The sequence below is a fragment of the Streptomyces sp. NPDC016845 genome (assembly GCF_044332585.1).
GTDB lineage: Bacteria > Actinomycetota > Actinomycetes > Streptomycetales > Streptomycetaceae > Streptomyces.
The window spans coordinates 402,342-428,600 of record NZ_JBIRPI010000002.1 but is presented as its reverse complement, the minus strand read 5'-3'; the positions used below and the strand labels follow the sequence as shown (position 1 = coordinate 428,600).

General features: G+C 69.0%; 21 protein-coding genes and 1 pseudogene. 13 read left to right on the top strand and 9 right to left on the bottom strand.

Features of this window, described 5'->3' with window-relative positions:
• Positions 1 to 52: 52 nt before the first annotated feature.
• Positions 53 to 1,978 carry a hypothetical protein gene (locus ACH4RC_RS08040; RefSeq protein WP_398196776.1) on the top strand — a complete coding sequence of 642 codons (1,926 nt, stop codon included), beginning with the start codon at positions 53 to 55 and terminating at the stop codon, positions 1,976 to 1,978.
• 84 nt (positions 1,979 to 2,062) lie between these two features.
• Positions 2,063 to 2,779, top strand: coding sequence for a TetR/AcrR family transcriptional regulator (locus ACH4RC_RS08035; protein WP_398196773.1), 717 nt, complete (start codon positions 2,063 to 2,065; stop codon positions 2,777 to 2,779).
• Between the two features lie 10 nt (positions 2,780 to 2,789).
• Here ACH4RC_RS08035 and ACH4RC_RS08030 read toward each other — a convergent pair whose 3' ends face one another.
• Positions 2,790 to 3,140, bottom strand: a complete 351-nt coding sequence (locus ACH4RC_RS08030; protein ID WP_398196770.1) for a 5-carboxymethyl-2-hydroxymuconate Delta-isomerase — start codon at positions 3,138 to 3,140, stop codon at positions 2,790 to 2,792.
• Between the two features lie 62 nt (positions 3,141 to 3,202).
• Here ACH4RC_RS08030 and ACH4RC_RS08025 point away from each other — a divergent pair, with 62 nt between their 5' ends.
• Positions 3,203 to 3,742: a GNAT family N-acetyltransferase gene (locus tag ACH4RC_RS08025; RefSeq protein ID WP_398196767.1), complete on the top strand. Its 540-nt coding sequence runs from the start codon at positions 3,203 to 3,205 to the stop codon at positions 3,740 to 3,742.
• On the opposite strand, the gene ACH4RC_RS08020 is transcribed toward ACH4RC_RS08025, so the two are convergent.
• Positions 3,720 to 5,345, bottom strand: coding sequence for a SpoIIE family protein phosphatase (locus ACH4RC_RS08020; RefSeq protein ID WP_398196764.1), 1,626 nt, complete (start codon positions 5,343 to 5,345; stop codon positions 3,720 to 3,722). The two genes, ACH4RC_RS08025 and ACH4RC_RS08020, sit on opposite strands and share 23 nt — an antisense overlap.
• A gap of 203 nt (positions 5,346 to 5,548) precedes the next feature.
• Here ACH4RC_RS08020 and ACH4RC_RS08015 point away from each other — a divergent pair, with 203 nt between their 5' ends.
• Positions 5,549 to 6,583, top strand: a complete 1,035-nt coding sequence (locus ACH4RC_RS08015; RefSeq protein WP_398196763.1) for a LacI family DNA-binding transcriptional regulator — start codon at positions 5,549 to 5,551, stop codon at positions 6,581 to 6,583.
• A 74-nt stretch (positions 6,584 to 6,657) separates the two neighbouring features.
• Complete coding sequence (locus ACH4RC_RS08010; protein ID WP_398196760.1) at positions 6,658 to 7,644, top strand: phosphatase PAP2 family protein; 987 nt, start codon at positions 6,658 to 6,660, stop codon at positions 7,642 to 7,644.
• Here ACH4RC_RS08010 and ACH4RC_RS08005 read toward each other — a convergent pair.
• A complete protein-coding gene (locus tag ACH4RC_RS08005) occupies positions 7,592 to 10,597 on the bottom strand; it encodes a bifunctional [glutamine synthetase] adenylyltransferase/[glutamine synthetase]-adenylyl-L-tyrosine phosphorylase (protein ID WP_398197852.1) in 3,006 nt (1,001 codons plus the stop codon). The genes ACH4RC_RS08010 and ACH4RC_RS08005 overlap by 53 nt on opposite strands.
• 194 nt (positions 10,598 to 10,791) lie before the next feature.
• Here ACH4RC_RS08005 and ACH4RC_RS08000 point away from each other — a divergent pair, with 194 nt between their 5' ends.
• The 3 genes from ACH4RC_RS08000 (at position 10,792) to ACH4RC_RS07990 (ending at position 12,025) form a co-directional block, all read left to right on the top strand.
• Entirely contained in the window at positions 10,792 to 11,226 is a 435-nt protein-coding gene (locus ACH4RC_RS08000) for a VOC family protein (protein ID WP_398196757.1), read from the top strand.
• Positions 11,227 to 11,321: 95 nt separating this feature from the next.
• Positions 11,322 to 11,741, top strand: a complete 420-nt coding sequence (locus ACH4RC_RS07995; RefSeq protein WP_398196754.1) for a VOC family protein — start codon at positions 11,322 to 11,324, stop codon at positions 11,739 to 11,741.
• A gap of 59 nt (positions 11,742 to 11,800) precedes the next feature.
• On the top strand, positions 11,801 to 12,025 hold the full coding sequence (locus ACH4RC_RS07990; RefSeq protein WP_398196752.1) for a hypothetical protein: 225 nt from the start codon (positions 11,801 to 11,803) through the stop codon (positions 12,023 to 12,025).
• 6 nt (positions 12,026 to 12,031) lie between these two features.
• Here the strand turns inward: ACH4RC_RS07990 and ACH4RC_RS07985 are convergent.
• From ACH4RC_RS07985 to ACH4RC_RS07975, 3 genes and pseudogenes are all read right to left on the bottom strand, one after another.
• Positions 12,032 to 12,124, bottom strand: a pseudogene (locus ACH4RC_RS07985) (glutamine synthetase); the annotation flags it as partial.
• 258 nt (positions 12,125 to 12,382) lie between these two features.
• On the bottom strand, positions 12,383 to 14,059 hold the full coding sequence (locus ACH4RC_RS07980) for a PIN-like domain-containing protein (protein ID WP_398196750.1): 1,677 nt from the start codon (positions 14,057 to 14,059) through the stop codon (positions 12,383 to 12,385).
• Between the two features lie 112 nt (positions 14,060 to 14,171).
• Positions 14,172 to 14,837, bottom strand: coding sequence for a creatininase family protein (locus ACH4RC_RS07975; protein ID WP_398196747.1), 666 nt, complete (start codon positions 14,835 to 14,837; stop codon positions 14,172 to 14,174).
• A 31-nt stretch (positions 14,838 to 14,868) separates the two neighbouring features.
• Here ACH4RC_RS07975 and ACH4RC_RS07970 point away from each other — a divergent pair, with 31 nt between their 5' ends.
• On the top strand, positions 14,869 to 15,813 hold the full coding sequence (locus tag ACH4RC_RS07970; protein WP_398196745.1) for a tyrosine-type recombinase/integrase: 945 nt from the start codon (positions 14,869 to 14,871) through the stop codon (positions 15,811 to 15,813).
• A 739-nt stretch (positions 15,814 to 16,552) separates the two neighbouring features.
• On the opposite strand, the gene ACH4RC_RS07965 is transcribed toward ACH4RC_RS07970, so the two are convergent.
• Both ACH4RC_RS07965 and glnA read right to left on the bottom strand, forming a co-directional pair.
• Complete coding sequence (locus ACH4RC_RS07965) at positions 16,553 to 17,908, bottom strand: toll/interleukin-1 receptor domain-containing protein (RefSeq protein WP_398197849.1); 1,356 nt, start codon at positions 17,906 to 17,908, stop codon at positions 16,553 to 16,555.
• A gap of 488 nt (positions 17,909 to 18,396) precedes the next feature.
• The gene (glnA, locus tag ACH4RC_RS07960) at positions 18,397 to 19,758 is read right to left on the bottom strand and encodes a type I glutamate--ammonia ligase (protein WP_361069183.1); all 1,362 of its coding nucleotides are present in this window, start codon (positions 19,756 to 19,758) and stop codon (positions 18,397 to 18,399) included.
• Positions 19,759 to 20,030: 272 nt separating this feature from the next.
• Between glnA and ACH4RC_RS07955 the strand changes: the two genes are divergently transcribed.
• The 3 genes from ACH4RC_RS07955 to ACH4RC_RS07945 all read left to right on the top strand — a co-directional run bounded on the left by ACH4RC_RS07955 (position 20,031) and on the right by ACH4RC_RS07945 (position 23,471).
• Positions 20,031 to 20,705 carry a DUF3105 domain-containing protein gene (locus ACH4RC_RS07955; protein WP_398196743.1) on the top strand — a complete coding sequence of 225 codons (675 nt, stop codon included), beginning with the start codon at positions 20,031 to 20,033 and terminating at the stop codon, positions 20,703 to 20,705.
• Entirely contained in the window at positions 20,705 to 21,343 is a 639-nt protein-coding gene (locus ACH4RC_RS07950; RefSeq protein WP_398196741.1) for a DUF305 domain-containing protein, read from the top strand. The genes ACH4RC_RS07955 and ACH4RC_RS07950 overlap by 1 nt, the downstream gene beginning before the upstream one ends.
• A 187-nt stretch (positions 21,344 to 21,530) precedes the next feature.
• The gene (locus ACH4RC_RS07945) at positions 21,531 to 23,471 is read left to right on the top strand and encodes a protease pro-enzyme activation domain-containing protein (protein WP_398196739.1); all 1,941 of its coding nucleotides are present in this window, start codon (positions 21,531 to 21,533) and stop codon (positions 23,469 to 23,471) included.
• 605 nt (positions 23,472 to 24,076) lie between these two features.
• Here the strand turns inward: ACH4RC_RS07945 and ACH4RC_RS07940 are convergent.
• Entirely contained in the window at positions 24,077 to 25,048 is a 972-nt protein-coding gene (locus tag ACH4RC_RS07940) for a hydroxyacid dehydrogenase (RefSeq protein ID WP_398197847.1), read from the bottom strand.
• A 346-nt stretch (positions 25,049 to 25,394) separates the two neighbouring features.
• Here ACH4RC_RS07940 and ACH4RC_RS07935 point away from each other — a divergent pair, with 346 nt between their 5' ends.
• Positions 25,395 to 26,249, top strand: coding sequence for an ABC transporter permease (locus ACH4RC_RS07935; protein ID WP_398197845.1), 855 nt, complete (start codon positions 25,395 to 25,397; stop codon positions 26,247 to 26,249).
• The last annotated feature ends 10 nt before the right edge of the window (positions 26,250 to 26,259 follow it).

The following is a 26,259-nucleotide window of genomic DNA, read 5'->3' as shown; positions in this document are numbered from 1 at the left end:
GGGCCGGTGACCATCCCACGATTCGCTCGTTCTGCTGAACGTGCAGTCAAAGGTGGAGCAACCCAGTCCCGCGCGGCCCCCCGGCACCCCCGGCGCCCCCGATGTCATCCACGTGGAGCAGGCCGAGGCGGCTCTGGTCGAGCACTACCCGCGCCTCGTCCGCCTCGCCTACCTGGTGCTTCCGCCGGGCCTCGGCCGCAACCGCCGTGTGCTCACCGCCCACTCCGTCGCCCAGCGGGCGCTCCCGCGCGGCCGTACCGCGACCGCGCCCCCGGCCCTCCCCGCGCAGCGCGGCAGCGCGCCGCGCGGCGCCGACCCGGGCTACGGCTACGTACGCCTCAAGGTGCTGCGCAGCGCCCTCGAAGCGGGGCGTCCGCTGCTCCGCGCGGCCTGGCCCAAGCGGTCCCAGCTGCCGCCGCTGCTGCCCCGGGTGCGCGGCCTGCGCCTGTTCCCGAAGTCCGGCGGCGCCGACGAACTCGCGCTCGACCAGCGGCTCTCCGCGCTCAGCGGCCCGGCCCGCGCCGTGTACGCACTGCGCGGTCTCGAACACCTCGACGACGACGCCGTACGCACCGTCCTGACCGCCTCGGGCTGCACACCCCAGGAGACCACCGCCGCGCTGCACGAGGCGGACGGCGTCGAAGTCCAGTACGAGCTGCTCACCTCCCCCGAGTTCGACCCCTGCTCCCTGCACGCGCGCCCCACCGACCTGATGCGCCGCCGTCAGCACGCCAAGGCGGCGATCGCGGCGGCAGCGGCGCTCCTGGTCTGCGGCGCGCTGCTCGGCCTGCCCGGCGAGGGCTGGGGTCCTGACGGCGCGGCGGCGCCCCCGTACGCGCGGAACCCCGCCGGGCAGGCCGCGCTCGACCCGGCGAAGCTGACCCGGGTCGCCCCGGCCACGTGGCGCTCCTCGGCCCGCACCGACTTCTCCGTGTGGCCCGCGCGCGGCTCCCTCACCGGCGACGAGGCGCTGCTGCGCCGCGCGCTCGCGGTGTGGGCGCGGCCCGGCGAGAGCGTCCAGGTCTCCGCGACACCCGGCACCCCCGCGGGCGCCCCGCCGGGACCCGCCCAGCTGCTCTACGCGGGCGAGATCGACCAAGCCCGCGTCGTGCTCCTCTACGACGGTCTGCGCGTCGTCCGCTACGCCGAACCCGCGAAGGGCACGAGCGGCGCCGCCCTCGACCTCGCCCGCGTCGACGGGGCGGGCGCCGCGCAGTCCGGCGCGGTCGTCGTCGACCGGTCCGACAGCAACGTCCGCTATCTGACGGCGCCCTGGGTGACCGGCGCCGCCGTCCGCGACCTGCTCGAGCCGTCGGACGCGGCGCGGCCCCTGGCCCGTACGGAGGACGGCGTGACGGCGCCGTTCCCGAGCCCGGCGCTCGCCCCGGCCGGGCAGCCCTGCACCGGGTGGAACGCGCTCGCACTCACCTCCGCCGACGCCACCCGGTACACCAGCGACCTCGGCGAACTCGTGCCCGCGCACCTCACGTCCGGGGCGCCGGACGCGCCGCGCGAGGCCCGGCCGGATGACTGGGCGGCCACGGCCTGCTCCCTCGCCGCGGCCCGCTCGCACGGCGTGCGGTCCGTCAACGCGTGGGCCTACGCGGAGCAGGTCATGCCCGAGGGCAACGGGCGGGCCGAGTGGGTGTGCACCCGGGCCGAGACCTGGCGGGGCGGCGGGCCGCGCACGCTCGCGCTGTTCCGCGCGCCGGGGGCGGAGTCGGCGGTGGTCGCCGCCAAGTCCGAGACCTCCGCGGCGTGCGGGGAGCGGGACAAGGCGGTTCTGGCCGGGGTCCGCTGGAAGTCGCGGGGCGGCCATTGGTACCTGGTGGCGGCCGGGAGTGACGAGGTCGGGTCGGTGCGTGCGGCGGGGGCTGTCGGGTCGGGGCATGTGCTTGCCGTGCGGGTCGCGCGGGGCGCGGACGTGACTCTTGCCGGGGTCGCCGACGGCGGGGTCGACGTCTCACCCCTGCGGTAGTCCGGCCCCGGGGCTCCGCCCCGGACCCCCGCCGCCGCTCGTACGGGCAACTGGGCGGGTGATCTCGCTCGGTAGAGTGTTCGTATGACGACCGGGGTGCGGCGCAGGATGGGTGTCGAGGAGCGGCGGCGGCAGTTGATCGGGGTCGCTCTCGAACTGTTCAGCCACCGTTCGCCCGACGAGGTCTCCATCGACGAGATAGCGGCCGCCGCCGGCATCTCCCGGCCCCTCGTCTACCACTACTTCCCGGGCAAACTCAGCCTGTACGAAGCCGCGTTGAAGCGCGCGGCCGAGGATCTGGCGCAGCGGTTCGAGGAGCCCCGGGAAGGACCGCTCGGCGCCCGGCTGCTGCGCGTCATGGGCCGCTTCTTCGACTTCGTGGACGAGCACGGGCCGGGTTTCTCGGCGCTGATGCGCGGCGGCCCGGCGGTCTCCATGGGCGGCTCCTGCTCCCCGGAGACGGTGTCGGCGACGAACGCGCTGATCGACTCCGTCCGGCAAGCCGCGTACGTCCAGATCCTCGCGCACCTGAACGTGACCGCGCCGTCCGACCGCCTGGAGCTGGTGGTCCGCTCGTGGATCTCGCTGGCCGAGTCGACGGCGCTGCTCTGGCTCGACGGGCGGCGCGTCCCGCGCGAGGAGCTGCAGCTGCAACTGGTCCACGACTTCGCCGCGCTGGCGGCGGTGAGCGCCGCGTACGACCCGAAGACGGCGGCGCTCCTGCGCACGGTCCTCGCGGACGAGCCGGCCGACGGCCCGTTCGCGGACCTGCTCAACCGGCTCGGCGCCCTGCTGCCGTAGGCCGTGGAGATCAGCCGCGCGCCGAGCGGTAGGCCGTCTCCAAGTCCCGTACCTCCACCGACAGATAGACGCCCTCGGGCTCCTTGATGTGGCCGGGGAGCAGGGCCAGGACCGACTCCGTGAGGGCCGTCTTCGCCTCCTCGGTGCGCCCGCCGAGCAGCGCGATCTCGATGTGCACCACGTACGCCTCCTCGGCGCCGTCGCCGACGACCGTCTCCTCGGCGCGCCGGAACCGCGTCTTGCAGGCCGGGATCCGGGCCCCGACGAGGTCGACGCAGGCCTGGTGGACGGCGCCCGCGAGCGCGGGCCGGTCGAGGCGTCCTTCGAGGTCGGCGGAGTGGTCGACGGTGATGTTCGGCATGGCTGCTCCGTGGGTGTGGCCTGCGCTGTCTGCTGTCACCAGCCACCTTTACGGTGATCGGCATGAGCGCACAACTCTCGTTCCGCCTGACGGACAGCGACGACCTCGGCACCTTGATCGACCTGTACGACGCGGCGGCCCGCTGGATGGTGGAGCAGGGCATCGACCAGTGGCGTCCTGGCGACAAGGACGAGGAGCACTTCCGGCGGCGCATGAAGGAGGGCGAGGTCTGGCTCGCCACCGCCGATGAGCAGGTCACCGGGGAGCAGATCGCCGGGGAGCAGGTCCTGGGCGCCTACGAGCTGTGGTGGGCCGATGAGCCGGCCTGGGGCACGCAGCCGCCCGTCGCCGGTTATGTGCACCGCCTGATGGTGCGGCGCGGGGCGCCCGCCGGTACGGGCGGCGCCCTGCTCGCGCACGCCGAGCGGCGGATCGCCGAGGCGGGCCGTACGCGCTGCCGCCTGGACTGCGTGTCCAGCAACCCGCGGCTGCGCGCGTACTACGAGGGGCGCGGCTACACGGTCGTCGGCGAGCAGCCCTTCAAAGCGGGTGCGGGCGGCAGCGGTTATGCGGTGACTCTCATGGAGAAACCACTGGGTTGAGTCGCAGGGCGAGCAGGGCGATGTCGTCGGCGCGGTCGGCGCCGAAGCAGGACAGCAGGGTGTCGCAGAGCGCGTCGGGCGCGGTGGGGGCGGCGGCCGCGGCGGCGCTGAGCTGGGCCATGGAGGCGGAGAGGTCGGTGCCGCGGGTCTCGATGAGCCCGTCGGTGACCATGAGCAGCCGCTCGCCGGGCGCGAGACCGAGCACGGTGGGCTCGGGGTGGGGCAGGCCGAGGCCGAGCATCGGGCCCGCCGCGTCGGCGTAGTGCGCCGGGCCCCGGTGGGGCACGAGCAGGGGCGGGATGTGCCCCGCGTTCGCGATCAGGGTGCGGCCGGTCGCCGGGTCGACGAGGGCCAGGCAGAGCGTGGCCGAGCTCTCCGGGTGGTAGTGCTGGAACATCCGGTCGAGCCGGGTCAGGAGCCGGGCCGGGTCCGGGTCCTCGAGGCTGTACGCGCGCAGGGCGTGCCGGATCTCGACCATGACGGTGGCCGCGTCGAGCGAGTGCCCGACGACGTCGCCGATGGCGACGAGGGTCCCGGCGGGGGTGGGCAGCGCCGCGTAGAAGTCACCTCCTATCTCCGTCTGCTGCGACGCCGGCACGTAGCGGAAGGCGACGTCGACGCCGGGGAGCGCGGGCAGCTGGGCGGGGAGGAAGCTGCGTTGCAGCGTCAGTGCCACGTGCCGTTCCTTCTCGTACATGAGGAGGGGTTCGGCGGCGAGGGCGGCGGCGCGGGCGAGCTGCGCCACGAACGGTCCGATCCGCCCGGCCGGATCGGGCGCGAGCGGCATCGCGAGGCAGACGGGGAGGTGCCCGGCGCGGGTGCGGGCGAGCATCAGCTGGACGTCGCGAGGGCCGAAGTAGACGTCCGGCCACACCGACCGGGGCACGATCGTGCTCTGCACGCCGCCGGGGGCGCACGCCACGCGCCGGGCGATCGCGGCGGCCCGCTCGCGCGCGACGGCGTCGGGGACGGGGGCGAGGCCGCCGCGCCGGGAGAGTCCGGCGTGCACGTCCCCGTCGTCGCCGAGGACGAAGACGGCGGCGCTCTGCCGGGTGAGCCGGGCCGCCGCGTGGGCCGTGGTGGTGGCCAGTTCGACGAGGCAACGCGCGCCCTGCACCTCGACGACGGTCTCGGAGAGCAGCGCGAGCCGGTCGAACTGGCCCTGCGCGTCGGTGAGTTCGCGGGCGCCGCGCAGGGCGGCGCGGACGACGGCGCGGATCTCCTCGGGTTCCGCGGGGACCGTCAGATACGCCTCGCCGCCCGCGTCGAGCGCGCGGCAGCGGTCGCCGGGCCCCGAGGGGCGGGCGGAGAAGTGCACGACGGGGATGCCCGCGAGCATGGGCAGGGCCTTGACGCGGCGGCACAGTTCGTAGCCGCTGAGGTCGGGAAGTCCCACGTCGACCAGGGCCACGTCGGGCAGCGCTCCGGCGCGCAGCCGGGTGTCGAGCTCGACGAGCGCCTCCCCGGCGGAGGCGACGGGGACGACGACGTGCCCGGCCCGGGTGAGGACCGCGCCCATGGCGTAACGGCTGGCCGTGGTGTCGTCGACGACCAGGACCGTGCTGCCGGGCTCGGTCCTGGTCTGCTGGGCGATGGTGTTCACGAGGCGGCCCCCTCGGGGCGGAGCGGGCGGGCCCCCTGCGGCCCACCGCACCAAGGTATCGCCGGGCGCGCCCGGCGGGGCCCCCGATCGCGCAGCTTCACCGATCCGGGTGGCACGCGGTAACCCGGCGCCACCGCGCGGCACTTCCTCCACCCTGCCCACTCGGTGTGCAATACGGCATGTGACCGGTAAGGTCCCGTCCCGTGACCGCACGTCTTGCCGACATAGCAGCTCAAGCGGGGGTCAGCGAAGCGACCGTCAGCCGCGTGCTCAACGGCAAGCCCGGGGTCGCCGCGGCCACCCGTCAGTCCGTCCTCGCCGCGCTCGACGTGCTCGGGTACGAGCGGCCCGTGCGGCTGCGCCGGCACAGCGCGGGCCTGGTCGGCCTGATCACGCCCGAGCTGGAGAACCCGATCTTCCCGGCGCTCGCCCAGGTCGTCGTGCAGGCGCTGACCGGGCAGGGGTACACGCCGGTCCTGGCCACACAGACGCCCGGCGGCTCCACGGAGGACGAGCTGACGGAGATGCTCGTCGACCGCGGGGTCAGCGGCATCATCTACGTGTCCGGGCTGCACGCCGACACCACGGCCGACACCCGGCGCTACGAGCGGCTGCGCGGGCAGGGCGTCCCCTTCGTCCTCGTCGACGGTTTCTCGCCGGCGGTCGCGGCCCCGTTCATCTCCCCCGACGACCGGGCGGCGGCGCGGCTCGCGGTGACGCATCTGGTCTCGCTCGGCCACACCCGGATCGGTCTGGCGGTCGGCCCGCGCCGGTTCGTGCCCGTACAGCGGAAGATCGAGGGGTTCGTCCGCACGATGAAGGAGCTGCTGGCCCTCTCCGCCGAGGAGGTGGAGCACGACCTCGTCCAGCACTCGCTGTACACGCTCGAAGGCGGGCAGGCCGCGACGGCGGCGCTCCTGGACCGCGGCTGCACGGGCGTCATCTGCGCGAGCGACATGATGGCACTGGGTGCCGTGAGGGCGGTGCGGGAGCGGGGTCTGGAGGTGCCGACCGATGTATCGGTGGTGGGTTTCGACGATTCGCCGCTGATCGCCTTCACGGATCCGCCGCTGACGACGATCCGCAAGCCCGTGCACGCGATGGGGCAGGCGGCCGTCAACACGCTCCTGGAGGAGGTCGGCGGCACGCCCGCGCCGCACAGCGAGTTCGTGTTCATGCCGGAACTGGTGGTCCGGGGGTCGACGGCGTCGTCCCCTGGGGTCCGCCCTCGTCCTTAGGGCGTAGAGGATGCGACCGATACTCGACCGGGGGATGATCGGACGAGGGCCGATATCTGGCAGACTCTGTTGCTATGGGTGAATCGACCGTGACGACACTGGAAGGCCGACAGGGCCCCACCACGTCACCCATCGCGGAGGACCGCGGCGGGCGGGGCGGCCGTGGCCGTCTCGATGCCGTCCGGCGGCTGCGGACGCCGCGGCGCCCCCGGCTCTGGTTCGAGATCCTTCTGATCGCGATCAGTTACTGGACGTACTCACTGATCCGCAACGCGGTGCCGGAGCAGAAGGCGCAGGCGCTGTCCAACGCGGACTGGATCTGGAGCGTCGAGCAGCACCTCGGCATCGCCTTCGAGCGGAGCGTCAACCACGCGGTCGACTCGGTGACTTGGCTCATCGTCGGCATGAACTACTACTACGCGACACTGCACTTCGTCATCACGCTCGGTGTCCTCGTGTGGCTGTTCCGCCGCCATCCGGGCCGGTACGCGGCCGTGCGTCTGGCCCTCTTCGCCACGACCGCCGTCGCGCTGGTCGGCTACTACTTCTACCCGCTGGCGCCGCCGCGCCTGATGACCGGCGGGCACTTCATCGACACGGTCGCCGTGCACCAGACCTGGGGGTCGATGGCGTCCGGCAACCTGAAGAACATGTCGAACCAGTACGCGGCGATGCCGTCGATGCACATCGGCTGGTCGCTCTGGTGCGGCCTGACGATCTTCGCGCTCGCGTCGGTGCCGTGGGTGCGGGTGCTCGGCCTGCTGTACCCGGCGCTGACCCTGCTCGTCATCGTGTCGACGGCGAACCACTTCTGGCTGGACGCGGTGGGCGGCATGCTCTGTCTGACGTTCGGCTTCCTGGTGGCGCGGCTCTGGTACGGGGCGCTGCCCTACGCGCTGCCCCGGCAGGTCGCCGGAGCGCGGTCCAAGGGGCCCGGTACCGAGGAGCCACGCGCTAAGGAGCCCCGTGCTGCTAAGGAGCCACGTGCTGCTAAGGAGTCCCGTGCTGCTAAGGAGCCCCGTAGAAGCGCTCCTCCATCACCGCGCGTGCCCGGCGCGTGATCCGGCGGTAGTCGTCGAGCATGTCCCCGACGTGGCCGGGGTCGTAGCCGAGGTAGCGGCCCACGGCGCCGAGTTCGCGCCCGTCGGAGGGGAAGGTGTCGCCGGCCCGGCCGCGCACCAGCATCACCGCGTTGCGCACCCGGGTCGCCAGCACCCACGCCTCGTCGAGCGTCGCCGCGTCCTGGGCGGGCAGGAGGTCCGCCGCGCAGGCCGCGGCCAGCGCCTCGCGGGTGCGGGTGGTGCGCAGGCCCGGTAGTGCGTGGCCGTGCTGGAGCTGGAGGAGCTGGACCGTCCACTCCACGTCGGACAGGCCGCCGCGGCCGAGTTTGCTGTGCAGGGTGGGGTCGGCGCCGCGGGGCAGCCGCTCGGACTCCATACGGGCCTTGAGGCGGCGGATCTCGCGCACGGCGTCGTCGCCGAGCCCCTCGGCGGGGTAGCGCAGCGGGTCGACGAGGCCGGCGAAGGCGGCGCCGAGGTCGGCGTCGCCCGCGACGTGCTGGGCGCGCAGCAGGGCCTGCGCCTCCCACCCGAGGGACCAGCGGCGGTAGTACGCCTCGTACGACTTGAGGGTGCGCACAAGGGGCCCCGACTTGCCCTCGGGGCGCAGGTCCGTGTCGATGAGGAGCGGCGGGTCGGCGCTGGGCAGGGCGAGCAGGCGGCGCATCTCGCCGACGACCTTGTTGGCGGCCTGGGCGGCCTCCTGCTCGTCGGCGCCTTCGCGGGGCTCGTACACGAAGAGGACGTCGGCGTCGGATCCGTAGCCGAGTTCGTGGCCGCCGAAGCGGCCCATGGCGATCACGGCGAAGCGGGCGGGGAGCTGGTCGCCCCAGCCGTCCCTGACGACGGCGCGCAGGGTCCCGGCGAGCGTCGCCGCGGTGAGGTCGGAGACGGCGGCGCCGACCCGGTCGACGAGAGCGCCCTGGTCGGCGACGGCGGGGCTCTCCTCGGTCCCGTAGGAGGCGATGATGTCGGCGGCGGTGGTGCGGAACAGCTCGCGGCGGCGGACCCCGCGGGCGGCGGCGACGGCCTGTTCGACGCCCTGGGCGCGGCCGACCGCGGCGAGGACCTCCTGCTCCAGCTGGGCGGGCGGGCGCGGGTCGAGCCCGTGGGGGTCGCCGAGCAGGGCGACGGCCTCGGGGGCGCGCATGAGGAGGTCGGGGGCGAGGCGGCCGGCGGACAGGACGCGGGCGAGGTTCTCGGCGGCGGCGCCCTCGTCGCGCAGGAGCCGCAGGTACCAGGGGGTCTTGCCGAGCGCGTCGGAGACCTTGCGGAAGCCGAGGAGGCCCGCGTCCGGGTCGGCGGAGTCGGCGAACCAGCCGAGCAGGACAGGCAGCAGGGTCCGCTGGATCGCCGATTTGCGGGAGACGCCGGAGGCGAGGGCCTCCAGGTGGCGCAGGGCCGAGCTGGGGTCGGCGTAGCCGAGGGCGACGAGCCGCTCGCGGGCGGCCTCCGTGCTCAACCGGGTCTCGCCGGGGGCGAGTTGGGCGACGGCGTCGAGGAGCGGGCGGTAGAACAGCTTCTCGTGCAGGCGGCGCACGACGGACGTGTGCCGCCTCCAGGCGCGGCTCAGGTCGGTGAGCGGCTCGGTGCGCATGCCCATGGAGCGGCCGATGCGGCGCAGGTCGGCGTCGCCCTCGGGGACGAGGTGGGTGCGGCGCAGCTTGTAGAGCTGGATGCGGTGTTCGAGCGTACGGAGGAAACGGTAGGCGTCGTCGAGCTGGACGGCGTCGACACGGCCGACGTAGCCGCGCTCGGCGAGGGCCTCCAGGGCGTCGAGGGTCGTGCCGCTGCGCAGGGAGGTGTCGGCCCGTCCATGGACCAATTGCAGCAACTGCACGGCGAATTCGACGTCGCGCAGGCCGCCGGGTCCGAGCTTCAGCTCGCGGTCGACCTCGCCCACCGGGATGCCCGCGATGACGCGCTTGCGCATCTTCTGCACGTCCGCCACGAAGTTCTCGCGCTCGGCGGCCTGCCACACCATCGGGGAGACGGCCTCGATGTAGGCGGCGCCGAGCTCGGGGTCCCCCGCGACGGGCCGGGCCTTGAGGAGCGCCTGGAACTCCCAGGTCTTGGCCCAGCGCTGGTAATAGGCGACGTGGGAGGAGAGGGTGCGCACCAGCGGGCCGTTGCGGCCCTCGGGGCGCAGGTTCGCGTCGACCGGCCAGATCGTGCCCTCGACGGTGGTGTCGGAGCAGATCCGCATCATGTGGGAGGCGAGCCGGGTCGCGGCCTGGACCGCCTTGCCCTCGTCCTCGCCGTCGACAGCCTCGCCGACGAAGATGACGTCGACGTCGGACACGTAGTTCAGCTCGTGGCCGCCGCACTTGCCCATCGCGATCACGGCGAGGCGGCACTGCGCGGCGTCGGCGGGCGCCGCCTCCCTGGCGATGGCGAGGGCGGCGCGCAGGGTCGCGGTCGCGAGGTCGGCGAGTTCGGCGGCGGTCTGGGCGACGTCGGTGGTGCCGCACACGTCACGGGCGGCGATCGACAGCAGGCAGCGCCGGTAGGAGACGCGCAACGAGTCCGGGTCGGCGGCGTCCGCGAGGCCGCGCTCGAACTCCTCGAGGCCGGGGTGCAGATCGCTGTGCTCGTACGTGACCAGGGCCCGCCAGTCGGCCGGGTGCCGGGCGAGGTGGTCGGCGAGCGCCTCGGAGGCGCCGAGGACGCCGAGGAGGCGGTCGCGCAGCGGCTTGGCGGTGACCAGTGTGTCGAGCAGCTCCCGGCGGCCCGCGTCGCCGTCCGCCCGCTCCTGTGCCTCGACCAGCCGGACCAGGCCGAGCAGGGCCAGATCGGGGTCGGCGGTGGCGCCGAGCGCGTCCAGGAGGAGCGGGTCGGAGCGCACCGCGGACAGGGCGGGCGTCTCCAGGAGCCGCTCGGCGCCGGACGGGTCGGTGAACCCGTGCCGCAGCAGCCGCGTGAAGGTACTGCTCCTGCGCCCCTGCGGCACCGACATCCCGGCCTCCTGTTCGATCACACGCTGGTCATGAGAGTACTGCGGCCGGTCCGGGTCCGATGGGTTGTGGGGGCGCGGGGAGTCGTCATGATGGCGGCAGGAGTCGCCGCACGTTCGGCGAAGTCGTCTCGTCGGCGGAAAGCCGTGGTCGACCCGTCGGCAGGAAGCCGTCCCTACCGAAAGGACAGCAGGACATGGAGTGGACGCTCGAAGTGGTCGTCGTCCCGGTCTCGGACGTGGACCGCGCCAAGGAGTTCTACGCGGACAAGGTGGGCTTCAAGGTCGACGTGGACCAGCAGGTCGCGCCCGGCATCCGCGTCGTGCAGCTGACGCCGCCCGGTTCGCGCTGCTCGATCTCGCTGCTCGAGGGGATGCCGGGCGCGCCCGGCCAGCCGAGCATGGCGCCGGGGAGCCTCACCGGTCTCCAGGTGTGCGTCACGGACATCGGGGCGGCGCGCGAGGAGCTGACGGCGCGCGGCGTGGACGTCTCCCCGGTCCAGCACGCGGGCGCGCAGGGCTGGGCCGAGGGCCGCGGCGACGAAGTGTGGAACTCGTTCATGTTCTTCACGGACCCGGACGGCAACGGGTGGACGGTGCAGGAGGCGCCGGCGCCGTTGTCGCAGCGCTGAATCGGCCAGGTGATGGGGGGGCCGTGCCGGCCGGCGGCACGGAAGTTCGTGCGGCACCCGCTGACGGCGCGGTCTTCCCCGCCTACCTTGGTCCGATGGACATGACCCTGGAAGTGATCCCGCTGCCCGTCTCGGACATCGACCGCGCCAAGGCCTTCTACACGGACAAGGTCGGCTTCCACTGCGACGTGGACCGCGAACTGGCCCCCGGCACCCGCCTGGTCCAGCTCACCCCGCCCGGCTCGGGCTGCTCCATCGTCCTCTCCGCCGGCATCCCGATCCCGACCGGCACCCCGGCCCCCGGCGCCTACCACGGCCTCCAGCTCGTCGTCACCGACATCAAGGCCGCCCACGCCGAACTGACCGCCCGCGGCCTGGACGTCTCGGATCCGGTCCAGTTCGGCCCGGACGACGGCGGCACGTTCGCCCACTTCACGGACCCGGACGGGAACGGCTGGGCCATCCAGGAGTACCGGAAGCGGGCTACGACTCCGCTGCGGGACGCGCTGGGCTGAGGGTTTTCCGGGGGTGACGCCCCGGCCTCGCTCATTGCCCCGAAGGCAGCGACTTGGTCATGAGCGCCCGCGCGGAACTGGTCACCGCTGAGGACCCGTACTTCCGCGGGATCGACACCGATGCCTCGCTTCCGCACTGGATGACCGTCCGTCCATTGGCGTCCACGAACCCCGGCGGCGCCCACATCGTCGACCTGGCCGGCGGGCGCGGCTGGCTGAACTACACCTTCATGCGCCGCGCCGCCGACCCGCAGATCATCGTGACCGAGGCCCTCTGGGCCTGACCGCCTCTACAGCACCGGCAGGTTCTTCCGCAGCTCGAACGCCGTGACCTCGGAGCGGTACTCCTCCCACTCCTGCTTCTTGTTGCGGAGGAATTGATCAGTGCTGCCAGCGGCCTGCGGCACCGCGATTCGGGACCCTTCTGACCTGCGCCACGGAGGCTGTTGTTGGTCGTCGTTGGTCACCGCGGGCCGCCCTCTGACGGCCCAGCGACGGCCCCGGGCCGGGCTCTCTGCCACAACAACGGCAACTCGACTGTGGGCCAACTGCGCCTCTGTTGACCTGTCGTTCTGCACCTGCCCTCCCCCCTAGGGAGGCATCTGACAACTAACAAGAGCCCCGGGGGCCAGCAAAGCGATTCAACGCATATCGAGCCCAGTTCGCAGTACGAGTTGCGCCTGCGCAACTTCTCTGAAGGTGTCTTCAATTATGACCGCATTAAGCATTGCCGTAATTTGCCAATGCTCAGGAAGGGAAGCAGCCAGCCGCCGCAGGGCGCCCTCAACGGTCCCGTCTAGCGCACTCCCCTGAAGAGGAAGAGCAGAAACTTCACTTACCGTACGAAGGTACGCAATAAATCGATAAGGAACCTCTGACCTCAGCAAGTCAATCAACTCCCCTACGGTTTTAGCTTCCGCCAGACAAGCAAGCTCGATAGATAGATCGATGGGGTAGAGATAATCGAAGCTCCAGTCCGGCAAAGGAGCAAAGGCGCGCATTCGGCCGGGGTCATGATTCCCAAACCCGTTAAGATGCCAGACCGGCCGATCCTCGGCCATCATGTTGCGCCATAGGTCGCGATCCTTCACCTGATCTTCAGACAGGCGCGCAACAACGAAGGACATATCTTCGGGACTAATATTCTTTCTGCCGGACACTTTCCTCAACCAGCGCTTCAGGATACGCCCGACCGGTTGCCCGAAGTCGAGGTAAACCAAAGAGTCCCCATGGAATAGTGCCGCCACGGCATGAAAACTATCGAAAGGTTCAATTGACTCATCGTTCAAGGGAAGGCGGGACTCACCGTGAAGATACGTCAGGAGATCCTCGCGTAGCAAGGCTAGAACATTCGAAGCTGCATAGAGGCGTTTCCCTATGGCATGTTCGACGCGACTTGCATCGTCAATTGACTCGTTCGCGACCGACACGTCTAGAGCCCCCCTGGCCAGCTCCAGAAATCTCGGCGGCCGAAGCATGAAAACACGAGCACCAACAGCGGAGTAGAACTCTTGGGTAAGCTCAAGGCGAGGGCCCTTTGTTTCACCCGATTCCCTTCGCCACCAATCCTCTTTGACATCGCCGGTAATTATCAGCACCTCACATCCCCGAACTTGCGCCTCCTTGATCGTCTGAGCCCAGACCAGATAGTCCCCCGCTGCCCCATCCTCACCTTTCTTCTTATCCTTGTAGCCCGGAGGAATTTTCTCGTCCACACGACGTAGGCCTTCGGCTACCGCCTCCTCGTATTCCCTACTTCCCAGAGGTATTCCAACCCTGTTCACCAGGGTTTCCTGCAACTCCAAGAGCACCGGATCTTCAAAGGTGTTACGAGAGCGTCCGCTGGATCTTTCCCCGGCAATAGATTGAACTGCAGCGAAAACCCCCTCAAAGGAAGCCTCCAGACCCTCAAGTATTCCGCTTAGTTGCTCTTGCTTCAACGCAACCCGATTAGCCCAGGTTCGCAGCGATCTCCCAATCTGACCATGCACGTCTCGCAATTCCTCGATAACACCGTCACCAAAGAAGTCCAAATCGGTCGCCGCAGACTCTCTATTCCGCCAGAACTCGACAGCCACCTGGTTAGGGATCCACAATCGATCACCCAAACTGCGGAGAACGGAAAAAAGGTCAGTACGTGCCTCATCGGTGTATCTATAGAGGTTCAGTACCGCATTGGTGTCCAGCACCACCATGCCGTTCTTTAGAACCCTCTCATAGTCATCATCAGACGCGCCGAGATAGTACTCGAAGCCGTCAGTCAAACCGAGATGACGTGAAGCGGAATTCTCGAAACTACTTATTTCGTGTGAACTCACTGACTGACTCCGAATCTCACCTGTAGAAAGTAGCGACGCGTAGAGATTTTCGCTTTACATATCCTGGTGTCAGGATACTCGAGCGCTACGAGGTGGGCTGCAAAATCTTCCACTAGGCTCGCCAAGATGATTTTCCTTTGTTCGCCGTAGCGTACGAAGGAAAGCCGACGACGCCCGTCTCCGTATACGCCTTCATGCCATGCGTCAGGAGGAACGGACGCTCGCCACCGTCGTGGTCCGCGGTCTCGTAGCCGTCACGCACAAGGGCCGGTTCCGCATGGAACAGGATGGAGGTCTCGATCTCTCCTGCATGCATGTCTCCGTGAGCGTCGGACACTAGGCCGGCGCGCTCACGGGACCGGCCCCACTCGCGCCCCTGCGGAAAGAGCGTCATCCGCGGTTCGGTGAGGTTCGCTTCTTGGACGATGTTCGAGAGCACGTAATTGCCGCCGTGGGCGTTGACCAGCACAACTTTGCGGACGCCCTGGGCTTCGAGGGACGCGGCAATGTCGTTGACCACGGCGTGGAGCGTGCGAGCGCTGATGCTCACCGTGCCGGGCCACGTGCCGTGCTCGTGGCTGCACGCGATCGTCACGGGCGGGAGCTGCAGCACCGGGTATGCCGCCGCGATCTCACGGGCGATGATGCAGGCGATGGCTGTGTCCGTGACGAGCGGCGGGTAGGCACCGTGCTGCTCGTAGGAGCCGATCGGCAGAATGGCGACTCGGGGTTCCTGTTCCTGGACGTCAGTGGTCGTGATCGTGGGAAGCAGGCTCACAGCTCTCCTCTGGTGTCGTCAGGTTGCCTTCATGCTGCCCACGGCCCGGTTGAGTTCAGCAATCACCACGAGCTTCCTGAACGGCACCGGTTCCCGCCCGCTCGGCACGTTCAAGCCGGAGCACATCCGCGACTGGCTCGCGGAGTTGGAGCGCGCGATCCCCGCGTCCAGCTACCGGCGCGTTATCTTCGCGAGCGTCTCGGGCGTCTTCACCGCAGCGGTGGAGGATGACCACCTGCACCGCAACCCGTGCAAGTCCAGCACCGTTCGTGCCCCGAGCCCAAGCCGTCGTCGAGTGGTGCCGTGGACGGCCGAGCGGACATTCAGCGTGCGCGCCGCGCTCCCGTCTCAGTACCGCGCAGCCATCGACCTGGGCGCCGGATGTGGTCTGCGGCAAGGGGAAATCTTCGGTCTACCGGCTGACGAGATCGGCTTTGACACCGGCTGGCTGCACGTTGCCTATCAGGTGAAGGTGTCGGGCGGCAAGCTCGTGTTCGCACCTCCGAAGCGTGAGAAGGAGCGAGACGTGCCACTCCCTGACTCCGTCGCTGACGCTCTCAAAGAACACATGAACGCGCACCCTCCTGTGGAGGTGGCGTTGCCATGGCAGCGCCCTGATGGCCGCCTTGTCACAAAGCGCCTGCTTTTCGTGCGCCCTGACGGTGAGGGCGCGGTGCGACGCACGGACTTCAACACACGCTTCTGGAAACCCTCTCTCGTAGCCGCCGGAGTCATTCCTGAGCCCAATCCGGGCGAGCGACATCTGGCTGCACGAGAGCACGGCATGCATGCGCTACGGCACTTTTACGCGTCCGTACTTCTGGACGCGGGCGAGAACGTCAAAGCACTGAGTACATATCTGGGACACACAGACCCAGGGTTCACACTGCGGGTTTACACGCATCTAATGCCAGCCAGTGACGGGCGCTCTCGCAAGGCAATCGACGCTATGTATAGCAGTAAGATCGCCAGGTAGAGTTCATCACTCCATCGGGGTCTATGGGCGGTCGGGCCGAGCCGTCTCGGTAGTTCGGCTCGCCTCCCGCCTGCGGCGCCCCGTCGAGGTGCGTTCAGCGGGCGAGTGAGAGAAGCCGGATATAGGTGAGGCGCCTCTCCGAGATTCTGGTCAGCCACCTTGATACGAGCTTCCATGGCCGTAGCTCCCACGTCGCTAAGTGCCGGGCGAGTGCGTGTGCTTACCGACTCTGCGAAGTCGCCCTGAAACAGTTCCGGCCTCGCAATTGCTCCATTGACCTCACGGTCCGCGCCAACTTCGGTTCGACCGAACCGTTAGAGCAACACACAAGTAACTGCCACATCAACCGCGATAAGCGGAAGATGTACAAGCATGGCCGAACTGGAAAAGAATGACTTGTTCCACGTAACAGTCGAAAGGTACGGTCTCACATCCATACCAAACGACGGAACTCGATAGTTCGTCTCAGAGGATATCGCGTCGTCATAGAGGGCCCGAAACAAGCGCTCACGACGGAGATATGAGGCATCCAAAAACCAAAAAGAGATGCCAACCAGCAATGCTACGGACGATATGCTCCACTTGGCCGTTTGAACAGAGACAACGACTAGCGCACCCGTGGCGGTGACATTCCATCCTCGAATCAGGAAAGAATTATTTGCCAGTCTAGATATGGTTGCCTGTATGAATTCGAGATGCTTCAGCTTCTCATTCTCGGAGTCTGACCGGCCTTCCAAGTCTACTCGTCCCCCTCACTGAAACGCGAGTACTGAACCGTCTGCGCGGGAATCTCTACCTGTGACGGCGGCCAACCAGGAACAGGGTAAGCCGTACTGAAATTTGCCACCGCCCAATCAATCCCCACCTTCCTCATCAACAAAGGAAAGGTTGGCACGAGCTCTCCTTCTTCTGTTACTCGAATTCCATCGTCTGCGGGGCTCATTACAATCAACTCGTAATCATGGCCGATCCTTCTAGGGTTTCGCGCGGCACCCCACCTCTTCGCGTCCCAACGCTTGTAATGCTCCTGGAGTACTGCGACCTTGCTGGCCAGTAGATGCTTGCCCAGTGGATGGTTAGGCTTTTTCGCCGACAGCTCCTCGGCCAGATCTTCGCGATCGTAGGGCGCCAAATTGGGATGCCCTTCATTGGCCATCACCCAGTCCTGCGCCAATGAGAGCCGTAGTTCGCGCGTGAGCCGCTTCCACATTTCACGCTTCTTCCCTCGTCTTACGAGAGTGAGCCACTCCGTGGCCGCAGTTACAGGACCTCCGTCACCGTAATGTGCCTCGTAATCCACGTAGAGAGGCCGCAAGTGCTCCATCGCAGCCTCACGGAGGCCGGCGTGCCCCGACGTCTCCATGATTCGCAGAAAACGAGTTTCCGCCTGCGATGCTTCCCCAATCTTCTCATGAAGCACTCCCTGGAGAAAGAGGATGTGACTTCGCTCGTCGCCGAATGAACCTTCGAGCGCGCTCTCCAATTCGCCAAGAGACACCCTTACGTCGCCTCCACTAATTGCAGAACTGAAAGCTTCGTCGACCCCGGGACTGGAGTTGACCCCTTCGAAATAGAACGACTGCGCAACCACCGATTTCGGTGACCCGATTGCGCCAGGGATTTCGCTTTGCTCGCGCAGTAGAACCTTAACCAATCGGGAAAGGTCGGCCCTTCCATCCTCTCCGATGACGAACCAACTAGTGAGATTCAAGGGGACCGGGATGAGGTGCGCGTCGCTAGCGCGCAACACCACGGGGATGTATTTGGCGCGCTCTTCCCTAGTATGATAAAGTTCTGCGTTTACGAGAGCCCCTTCCCAGCGGACTCCCGATCCAACTCCTTCACCGGTCTCACGCCTGAAGCTCTTCACGTATTTATCGGTGATGACTAGTACGACGGTGTCTGCTTTCTCTACTTCGCGGCGCATCCAGTCAGGCCATGAATCGGGCGGATCGTGTTCCTCAAATTGGTCAATCCATGCATCCGCACCCGCGCCACGCAGTCGATTGGCGAAACGCAGAATCATCTCTCGATGCTCGTGGCTGTCATGAGAGTACGAGATAAGCACACGAGGTCCGGCTTTCCCGTGCGGCATTTTCACCTCCAGCAGCCTCTTCCACTGCGAGTCATCAGCTTACCCAACTGCAACCCTTCGCTCCTCAACAAGCCTTCCAGTAGGGGCAGTTGCGCTGGTGCGCTTACGGAACCGGACGCGGATCGATTTACAACTGGGACGTTCGAGCTTCCTCCATCGCAGACGACTCTGCTAGCTGGCGACGGCCCGCAATACGGAGCGTTGATACAGCAGTCGGCCGCAGGTCACGGCCCTGGGGGAGGGCGGCGCCAGCAGACGCCTCGTGCCTCAGGGACCCGGAACAGGCCCGAGGCGAGGTCGCAGCACACGCATCCGGATCCACGGCCCCGCTGCTCTTGTATTGCCTCAGTGGACGGCACGTCTCAGGGACCGATCCGACGGCTCACGGCCCCAAGACGGCCCAACCCCCTGCGCACACGACGGGGCCGTCGGTCATCGACCGACGGCCCCGGAGACTCGACACGGCTTGAAACCGCCCTGACCAGCGACTACAGCACCGGCAGGTTCTTCCGCAGCTCGAACGCGGTCACCTCGGAGCGGTACTCCTCCCACTCCTGCTTCTTGTTGCGGAGGAAGAAGTCGTATACGTGTTCCCCCAGCGTCTCCGCGACCAGCTCAGAGCGTTCCATCAGGGCGATGGCCTCGCCGAGGTTCTGCGGGAGGGGTTCGATGCCCATGGCGCGGCGTTCGGCGTCGGAGAGGGCCCAGACGTCGTCGTCGGCGCCGGGCGGGAGTTCGTAGCCCTCTTCGATGCCCTTGAGGCCCGCCGCCAGGAGGACCGCGTAGGTCAGGTACGGGTTGGCGCCGGAGTCGATGGAGCGGACCTCGACGCGGGCCGAGCCCGTCTTGCCGGGCTTGTACATCGGGACGCGGATGAGGGCCGAGCGGTTGTTGTGGCCCCAGCAGATGTAGGAGGGGGCCTCGCCGCCGGCGCCCGCGGTGCGCTCCGAGCCGCCCCAGATGCGCTTGTAGGAGTTGACCCACTGGTTGGTGACCGCGGAGATCTCGGCGGCGTGGCGCAGCAGCCCCGCGATGAAGGAGCGGCCGACCTTCGAGAGCTGGTACTCGGCGCCCGACTCGTAGAACGCGTTGCGGTCGCCCTCGAAGAGGGAGAGGTGGGTGTGCATGCCCGAGCCCGGGTATTCGGAGAACGGCTTCGGCATGAAGGTGGCCTGGACGCCCTGTTCGAGCGCCACCTGCTTCATGACCAGGCGGAACGTCATGATGTTGTCCGCCGTGGAGAGCGCGTCCGCGTAACGGAGGTCGATCTCCTGCTGGCCCGGCGCGCCCTCGTGGTGGCTGAACTCCACCGAGATGCCCATCGACTCCAGCATGGTGATCGCCTGGCGGCGGAAGTCCATGCCCACGTTCTGCGGGGTGTGGTCGAAGTAGCCGGAGTTGTCGGCGGGCGTCGGGCGCGAGCCGTCCAGGGGCTTGTTCTTCAGGAGGAAGAACTCGATCTCGGGGTGCGTGTAGAAGGTGAACCCGAGGTCGGAGGTCTTGGCGAGGGCGCGCTTGAGGACGTAGCGCGGATCCGCGAAGGACGGCGAGCCGTCGGGCATGAGGATGTCGCAGAACATCCGGGCCGTGCCGGGGGCCTCGGCGCGCCAGGGAAGGACCTGGAAGGTGCCGGGGTCCGGCTTGGCGATCATGTCGGACTCGTAGACCCGGGCGAAGCCCTCGATGGCAGAGCCGTCGAAGCCGATTCCCTCGTCAAACGCCTGTTCCAGCTCGGCGGGGGCCACGGCGACCGACTTGAGGAAGCCCAGCACATCCGTGAACCACAGGCGTACGAACCGGATGTCGCGCTCCTCCAGGGTCCGGAGCACGAATTCCTGCTGCTTGTCCATCTTCCGCTTCCACCCATCCTTGCTGGTCAGGCCGCCTGCTCCGGGGACGTCGAGGGGCCCGGTCACATCCCACCACACGTCCGTTTCGTACACGTTGCCGACCTTGATCGTCCTTGATCGGCCGGTGTCGTGTTCATAGTGCCTGCTGCACCCCTCAGGGCCATAGTGCCTGCCGTGCGCGGCACGGACGACAGCCACCTCCCGCGGAAGCCGTTTTGCGCACTACGATCAGCGGGCCCGCCCGTCTCGCCCTTTTCGCAGAAGGACATGCCATGGGTTCCGCCAAGAAGACCTCCGCCGCTCCCGCCAAGGACCGCAGGGACCGTATAGAGGAGATGCGCCGTGCCGAGCGCGCCCGCGCCCGGCGCGGCCGGATCGCCGTGATCTCGGTGAGCACGGTCGTCGTGGCCGCCCTCATAGGAGTCACCGCGTGGGCCGTGACCAAGAGTGGGGACGACGACAAGGGCGATGCGAAGGCGTCGGGCGCCTCCGGGCACTTCTCCTACGACAAGGACGGCGTGGGCACCTGGAGCGGGAAGCTCGCCCGCAACCACGTCGGCAAGAAGGTCGCCTACCCGATGAACCCGCCGGTCGGCGGCGACCACAACCCGGTGTGGATGAACTGCAACGGTGACGTCTACGAGAAGGCCGTCCCGAACGAGAACGCCGTGCACGCCCTGGAGCACGGGTCCGTCTGGGTGACGTACAACGACAAGGCCGCCGACAAGGACGTGCGGGCGCTCGCCTCCAAGGTCAAGAGCACGCCCTACTCGCTCATGAGCCCGGTCCAGGACCAGAAGGACCCGATCATGCTCAGCGCATGGGGGCACCAGCGGACGGTCAGGAGCGCGGCGGACCCGGCGGTCGCCTCGTTCTTCTCGACGTACGTGCAGGGCAAGCAGACCCCGGAGCCGGGTGCCTCCTGTTCGGGTGGTCTGGCCAAGTGATGCGCAGGACGACCGGTTGGCTGGTGTCCGTGGCCGCGGCGGTCGCCGTGGCCACGGGCGCGGTCACGTACGCGGCCGCCGACGGGGACGGCGGCCCGGCCGATCTGTTGGTGCCGGCGGCCGAGTCCGCGGACGCCGGGTTCGCGCGGGACATGGCCGTGCACCATCAGCAGGCCGTCGAGATGTCGTACATCGTGCGCGACCGCACCGAGGACGTGGAGGTGCGCCGCCTCGCCTACGACATCGCGCAGACCCAGGCCAACCAGCGCGGCATGATGCTCGGCTGGCTCGACCTGTGGGAGCTGCCGAAGGTGTCGGAGAAGGCGCCCATGGCGTGGATGGGGATGGGCGACGCGCCGGTGGGTGAGGACGGGGCGCTGATGCCCGGTATGGCCACCAGTACGCAACTCGCGAAGCTGGACAAGGCCAGTGGGCGTGCGGCCGAGATCATGTACCTGCGGTTGATGATCGCCCATCACAAGGGTGGTGTGCACATGGCCGAGGGGTGTGTGAAGCGGTGCGTGGTCGGGGCCGAACGGCGCCTCGCGCGCTCCATGGTGGCTTCCCAGCAGTCCGAGATCGACCTGATGACGGACATGCTGAAGGACCGCGGAGCGACTCCGGCCACGACGCCCTGAGCGCCCGCGCCACGGTCAAACCGGCTGTTTCCGATCGGACTTGACGTGACTTGACCCCTTCTTGGTCCCCGCATGCCCCCGGCGTGAAGTGTTCCTGGCGAGAGTGAAGCCCTCTGCGTGTGCATTACACGCTCCGCAGGACACGTGCACCTCACCCAGGGGTTCCATGAGACCAGGGGGTCGTTCCATGAGATCCATCCGCGGTTCACGCCGCACCCGCGCCGGTCTGAGCCTGGCAGCGGCACTGCCGCTCCTCGCCGGCGCGATCGCCCTCGCCGCCCCGGCCGCGCAGGCCGACTCCGGCCGGGCCGGCCTCGCGGGCACCAAACCGCTGTGGGCCACCGGCACGGCCGACAAGGGCGCGACGGCCGACGGCAACAAGGTCACCGCCCGCGTCTACCTCGCCGGGCGGGACGCCGCCGGTCTGGCCGCGTACGCCAGAGCCGTCTCCGACCCGTCCTCCGCCTCGTACGGCACGTACCTGAGCGCGAAGCAGGCACAGGACCGGTTCGGCGCCACGAAGGCGCAGATATCCGAGGTCACGAAGTGGCTCAGGTCCTCGGGCCTCACCGTGACCGGCACCACCCAGCACTACATATCCGTCTCCGGCGACGTCGCCGCCGCCGAGAAGGCCTTCGGCACCCAACTGCACAACTACGCCAAGGGCAAGCACACCTACCGCGCCCCCTCGGGCACGGCGTCCGTGCCGCGCTCGCTCGACGGCGCCGTCCTCACCGTCACCGGCCTCGACAGCGCCCCGCACAAGGCCGACCACCAGGACGAACTCCCGCCGCCGGACGCGGTGTTCCGCAACGCCGGGCCGTTCTCCTCGTACTACGGCTCCAACGTCGCCGAGAAGCTGCCCTCCGCGTACGGCAAGAAGGTCCCGTACGCCGTCAAGGGCTACACCGGCAAGCAGCTGCGCGCCGCCTACGGCGCGGGCAAGGCCACCGGCAAGGGGGTGCGGGTCGCGATCACCGACGCGTACGCCTCGCCGACCATCGCGAAGGACGCGGCGACGTACGCGGCCAAACACGGTGACGCGAAGTACGCGAAGGGCCAGCTCAAGCAGGTCCTCCCGGCCGACTACACCAAGACCGAGGAGTGCGGCGCCGCAGGCTGGTACGGCGAGGAGACGCTCGACGTCGAAGCCGTGCACGCGGTCGCGCCCAAGGCCGACATCACCTACGTCGGCGCGTCCTCCTGCTACGACGACGACCTGCTCGACTCGCTCGCCACCATCGTCGACAAGCACCTCGCCGACATCGTCTCCAACTCCTGGGGCGACATCGAGGCCAACCAGACGCCGCAGCTCGCCGCCGCGTACGACCAGGTCTTCCAGCTCGGCGCGGTCCAGGGCATCGGCTTCTACTTCTCCTCCGGCGACAACGGCGACGAGGTCGCCAACACCGGCGTGAAGCAGGTCGACACGCCCGCGAACTCCGCGTGGGTCACCGCGGTCGGCGGTACGTCGCTGGCCGTCGGCAAGGGCGACAAGTACCAGTGGGAGACCGGCTGGGGCACCCTCAAGTCCGACCTCGCCGCGGACGGCAAGAGCTGGACGGACTTCCCCGGCGCGTACACCTCCGGTGCGGGGGGCGGTACGAGTCGCACCGTCGCGCAGCCCTTCTACCAGCGGGGTGTTGTCCCGAACTCGCTGGCGCACGCCAACGGCGGGCTGAACCGGGTCGTCCCCGACATCTCCGCCATCGCCGACCCCAACACCGGGTTCCTCGTCGGCCAGACGCAGACGCTGCCGGACGGCTCGCTCGGGTACGACGAGTACCGCATCGGGGGTACGTCGCTGGCGGCGCCGGTGATCGCCGGCGTGCAGGCGCTCGCGCAGCAGACGCGGGGCGGGCGGGCGATCGGGTTCGCCAACCCGGCCATCTACGACCGGTACGGGTCGCGGATCTACCACGACGTGACGGACCACCCGGTGAAGAGTGACCTCGCGGTGGCGCGGGTCGACTTCGCGAACGGGTTCGACGCGACGGAGGGGTTGCTCACGTCTGTACGCAGCCTGGGCAAGGATGCCTCGTTGAAGGCGGTCCGGGGCTATGACGACGTCACGGGGGTCGGGTCGCCGGCGCCGGGTTATGTGACGTCCTACGGGCGCGGCAGGTAGGTCTCTTCCTACGGGCGTCCGTCCCAGCGGGGCTGCTGCGCAGCGGCTGGGGCGGGCGTCGCTGGTTCGTGTTCGGGTTCTGCTTCGCGGGCGGCTGCGGGTCCGGGTCCGGGTCCGGGTCCGGGTCCGGGTGCGGGTGCGGGTCCGCCGTGGCTGGTCGCGCAGTTCCCCGCGCCCCTGACGCCGTTCCGTCTGCCTTGCGCGGCTTCGCGGGCGGCCCACGGTCGCATCGTGGTTGCTCGCGCAGTTCCCCGCGCCCCTGACGCCGTTCCGTCTGCCTTGCGCGGCTTCGCGGGCGGCCCACGGTCGCATCGTGGCTGGTCGCGCAGTTCCCCGCGCCCCTGGAGGCCTGCGGCTTCGCCGCGCCTCCCCCGGTGACGCGCCCCCGGCGGGGACGGGTACCGACAGATACGCGCCCCTGAGATGGCGCACGCAGTGCGCGTCTCAGGGGCGCGGGGAACTGCGCGGCCGGCCACGACGCGAGTCGCGGTCGAGAACCGGGGGAATGCCGCACGCAGTGCGCATTCCAGGGGCGCGGGGAACTGCGCGAGCAACCACCGTCCCACCCGCACCCGACACCGGCCACTCGCCGACGCGAGACCCCGTCAGGCCAGGCGGGTCATGTCCGACCGGGTCGTCAGGCCCCGCAAAGGCTCGCCCCGCACCACCCGTTCCACCTCCTCCACCGCATACAGCCCGAGGCGCCGCACCTCACTCCCCTGCGCCCCCGCGACATGCGGCGTCACCAGCACGCTGGGCAGACCGAGCAGCGCATGCCCCGCGGGCAACGGCTCGGGGTCCGTCACATCCAGGAACGCCGACAAGCGACCCGCCCAACACTCAGCGGCCAGCGCCTCCGTGTCGAGGAGAGCCCCCCGCGCCGTATTGACGACCGTTCCGCCGTCGGGGATCAGCGAGAGCATCTCCGCGCTCAGCATCCCCGTGGTCGACGGCAGGAGCGGCGCGTGCAGCGTCACGATCGAGCTGCGGCGGCACAACTCCGCCAGCTCGACCCGCTCCGCCCCCAGCCGCGCCGCCCCGGCCTCATCCACGTACGGGTCGCACAACAGCACCCGGTACCCGGCCTCGTCCGCCCGCAGCGCCTCGATCACCCCGCGTCCGATGCGGGACGCCCCGACGACCCCGACGACACGCCCGTCCGCCCCCTCCCGCGCCGCGAAGCCCGGCCACGCCGTCGCGTACCCCGCCGCCGCGCCCAGCGCCCCCTTCGCCGCGAACGCGATGGCCGCGAGGGTGAAGGCGACGACGGGCCGCGCGTTCGCGTCGGCCGCCGAGGAGACGAGGAGCCCGCGCTCCCACACGGCGTCGGTGGCGACGGGGCGTACCGAACCGGCGGCGTGGATCACGGCCCGTAGGCGCGGGGCCGACGCGAGGACCCGTTCCGTGAGCGGCGGGCAGTCCCAGCCGGTGATCAGGATCTCCGTGCCGGCCAGCACCCGCGCCGCGTCCGGCCCGTCCAGCGCGCCGGTCAGCGGGGCCGCCGCGAGGCGCGTGCCGCGGCCGAGCCGTTCCCGCAGGTCGGGCGGGAAGACCCGCTCCACCACCTGGGCGCCCATGGCCAGCGCGGCGGTCGGTCGGTGTGCCGTCACTCGGTCCACCCATCTCCATAAGTAACCGGTTACTAACGTTCGCCAGGAGGCTAGGCACTTGGGGTGGACGGGGTCAAGGTCAAAGCCAGCCAGAGGGGTTGACCGTTCGTAGTAACCGTTTTAGATTCCGGCTCACCTTGTTCCCATGACGGTTCGAACGACGGAGGGGTTCCGTGCCCACTGTGGCGAAGGAAAGGCCCGGTACCGGGGCGATGGTGCCTCCGGACGAGCCGCAAACCGGGTCAACCGACCCCATAGGCCAGCGCGATTCGTGTGGAAACGGTTTCGGCGCAGCCGTACGCTCCTGCTGCTGATGCTGCCGGGCGTCGCCTACTTCCTGGTGTTCCACTACGGCGCCTTCGTCGGCAACGTCGTGGCGTTCAAGGAGTACGACCCGTTCGCCGGACTGTGGGGCAGTCCCTGGGTCGGCGTCGGCAACTTCAGCCGGATGTTCGGCGACCCGGACTTCTGGCACGCGACGTGGAACACCTTCTACATCGCCGTGCTGCAACTGGTCTTCTACTTCCCGGTGCCGCTCGCCATCGCCCTGCTGCTGCACAGCCTCACCTCGGACGTGCTGCGCCGCTTCGTGCAGTCGGTCGTGTATCTGCCGCACTTCCTGTCGTGGGTGATCGTCGTCGCCCTGTTCCAGCAAGTCCTCTCCGACACGGGCCTGTTGAACTCGTTCCTCGACGGAGCCGGGCTGCACACCGTCGACATCATCGGCAACCCGGACGCGTACCGTCCGCTCGTCGTCGCCGAGGTGATCTGGAAGGACGCCGGCTGGGGCACCATCATCTTCCTGGCCGCCCTCATGCAGGTCGACGAGCAACAGTACGAAGCCGCCGCGATCGACGGGGCCGGGCCGTGGCGCCGGTTCTGGCACGTCACGCTGCCGTCGATCCGGCCGATCGTCGTCCTGCTGCTGATCATGCGGCTCGGCGACATCCTCTCCGTCGGCTTCGAACAGATGCTGCTGCAACGGCAGTCGGTGGGCCCGGAGGCCGGCGAGGTCCTGGACACGTTCGTCTTCTGGCAGGGCATCGTCGGCGGCGACATCGGCTACGCCACCGCCGCCGGACTCTTCAAGGGCCTGGTCGGCGCGGCCCTCGTCTTCGTCGCCAACCGCATCGCGCACAAGCTCGGCGAGCAAGGGGTCTACAAGTGAGCCGCACCCA

Excerpts from the sequence above, each read along its gene's own strand:
- ACH4RC_RS08000 (WP_398196757.1), top strand. The coding sequence starts at position 10,792 with ATGGAGTGGACGCTCGAAGTGGTCGTCGTCCCGGTCTCGGACGTGGAC.
- ACH4RC_RS07945 (WP_398196739.1), top strand. The coding sequence starts at position 21,531 with ATGAGATCCATCCGCGGTTCACGCCGCACCCGCGCCGGTCTGAGCCTG.
- ACH4RC_RS07995 (WP_398196754.1), top strand. The coding sequence starts at position 11,322 with ATGGACATGACCCTGGAAGTGATCCCGCTGCCCGTCTCGGACATCGAC.
- ACH4RC_RS07970 (WP_398196745.1), top strand. The coding sequence starts at position 14,869 with ATGCTGCCCACGGCCCGGTTGAGTTCAGCAATCACCACGAGCTTCCTG.
- ACH4RC_RS08035 (WP_398196773.1), top strand. The coding sequence starts at position 2,063 with ATGACGACCGGGGTGCGGCGCAGGATGGGTGTCGAGGAGCGGCGGCGG.
- ACH4RC_RS07935 (WP_398197845.1), top strand. The coding sequence starts at position 25,395 with ATGCTGCCGGGCGTCGCCTACTTCCTGGTGTTCCACTACGGCGCCTTC.
- ACH4RC_RS08025 (WP_398196767.1), top strand. The coding sequence starts at position 3,203 with ATGAGCGCACAACTCTCGTTCCGCCTGACGGACAGCGACGACCTCGGC.
- ACH4RC_RS08005 (WP_398197852.1), bottom strand. The coding sequence starts at position 10,597 with ATGTCGGTGCCGCAGGGGCGCAGGAGCAGTACCTTCACGCGGCTGCTG.
- ACH4RC_RS08010 (WP_398196760.1), top strand. The coding sequence starts at position 6,658 with ATGGGTGAATCGACCGTGACGACACTGGAAGGCCGACAGGGCCCCACC.
- ACH4RC_RS07940 (WP_398197847.1), bottom strand. The coding sequence starts at position 25,048 with ATGGGCGCCCAGGTGGTGGAGCGGGTCTTCCCGCCCGACCTGCGGGAA.
- glnA (WP_361069183.1), bottom strand. The coding sequence starts at position 19,758 with ATGGACAAGCAGCAGGAATTCGTGCTCCGGACCCTGGAGGAGCGCGAC.
- ACH4RC_RS07950 (WP_398196741.1), top strand. The coding sequence starts at position 20,705 with ATGCGCAGGACGACCGGTTGGCTGGTGTCCGTGGCCGCGGCGGTCGCC.
- ACH4RC_RS07965 (WP_398197849.1), bottom strand. The coding sequence starts at position 17,908 with ATGCCGCACGGGAAAGCCGGACCTCGTGTGCTTATCTCGTACTCTCAT.
- ACH4RC_RS07955 (WP_398196743.1), top strand. The coding sequence starts at position 20,031 with ATGGGTTCCGCCAAGAAGACCTCCGCCGCTCCCGCCAAGGACCGCAGG.
- ACH4RC_RS07990 (WP_398196752.1), top strand. The coding sequence starts at position 11,801 with ATGAGCGCCCGCGCGGAACTGGTCACCGCTGAGGACCCGTACTTCCGC.
- ACH4RC_RS08030 (WP_398196770.1), bottom strand. The coding sequence starts at position 3,140 with ATGCCGAACATCACCGTCGACCACTCCGCCGACCTCGAAGGACGCCTC.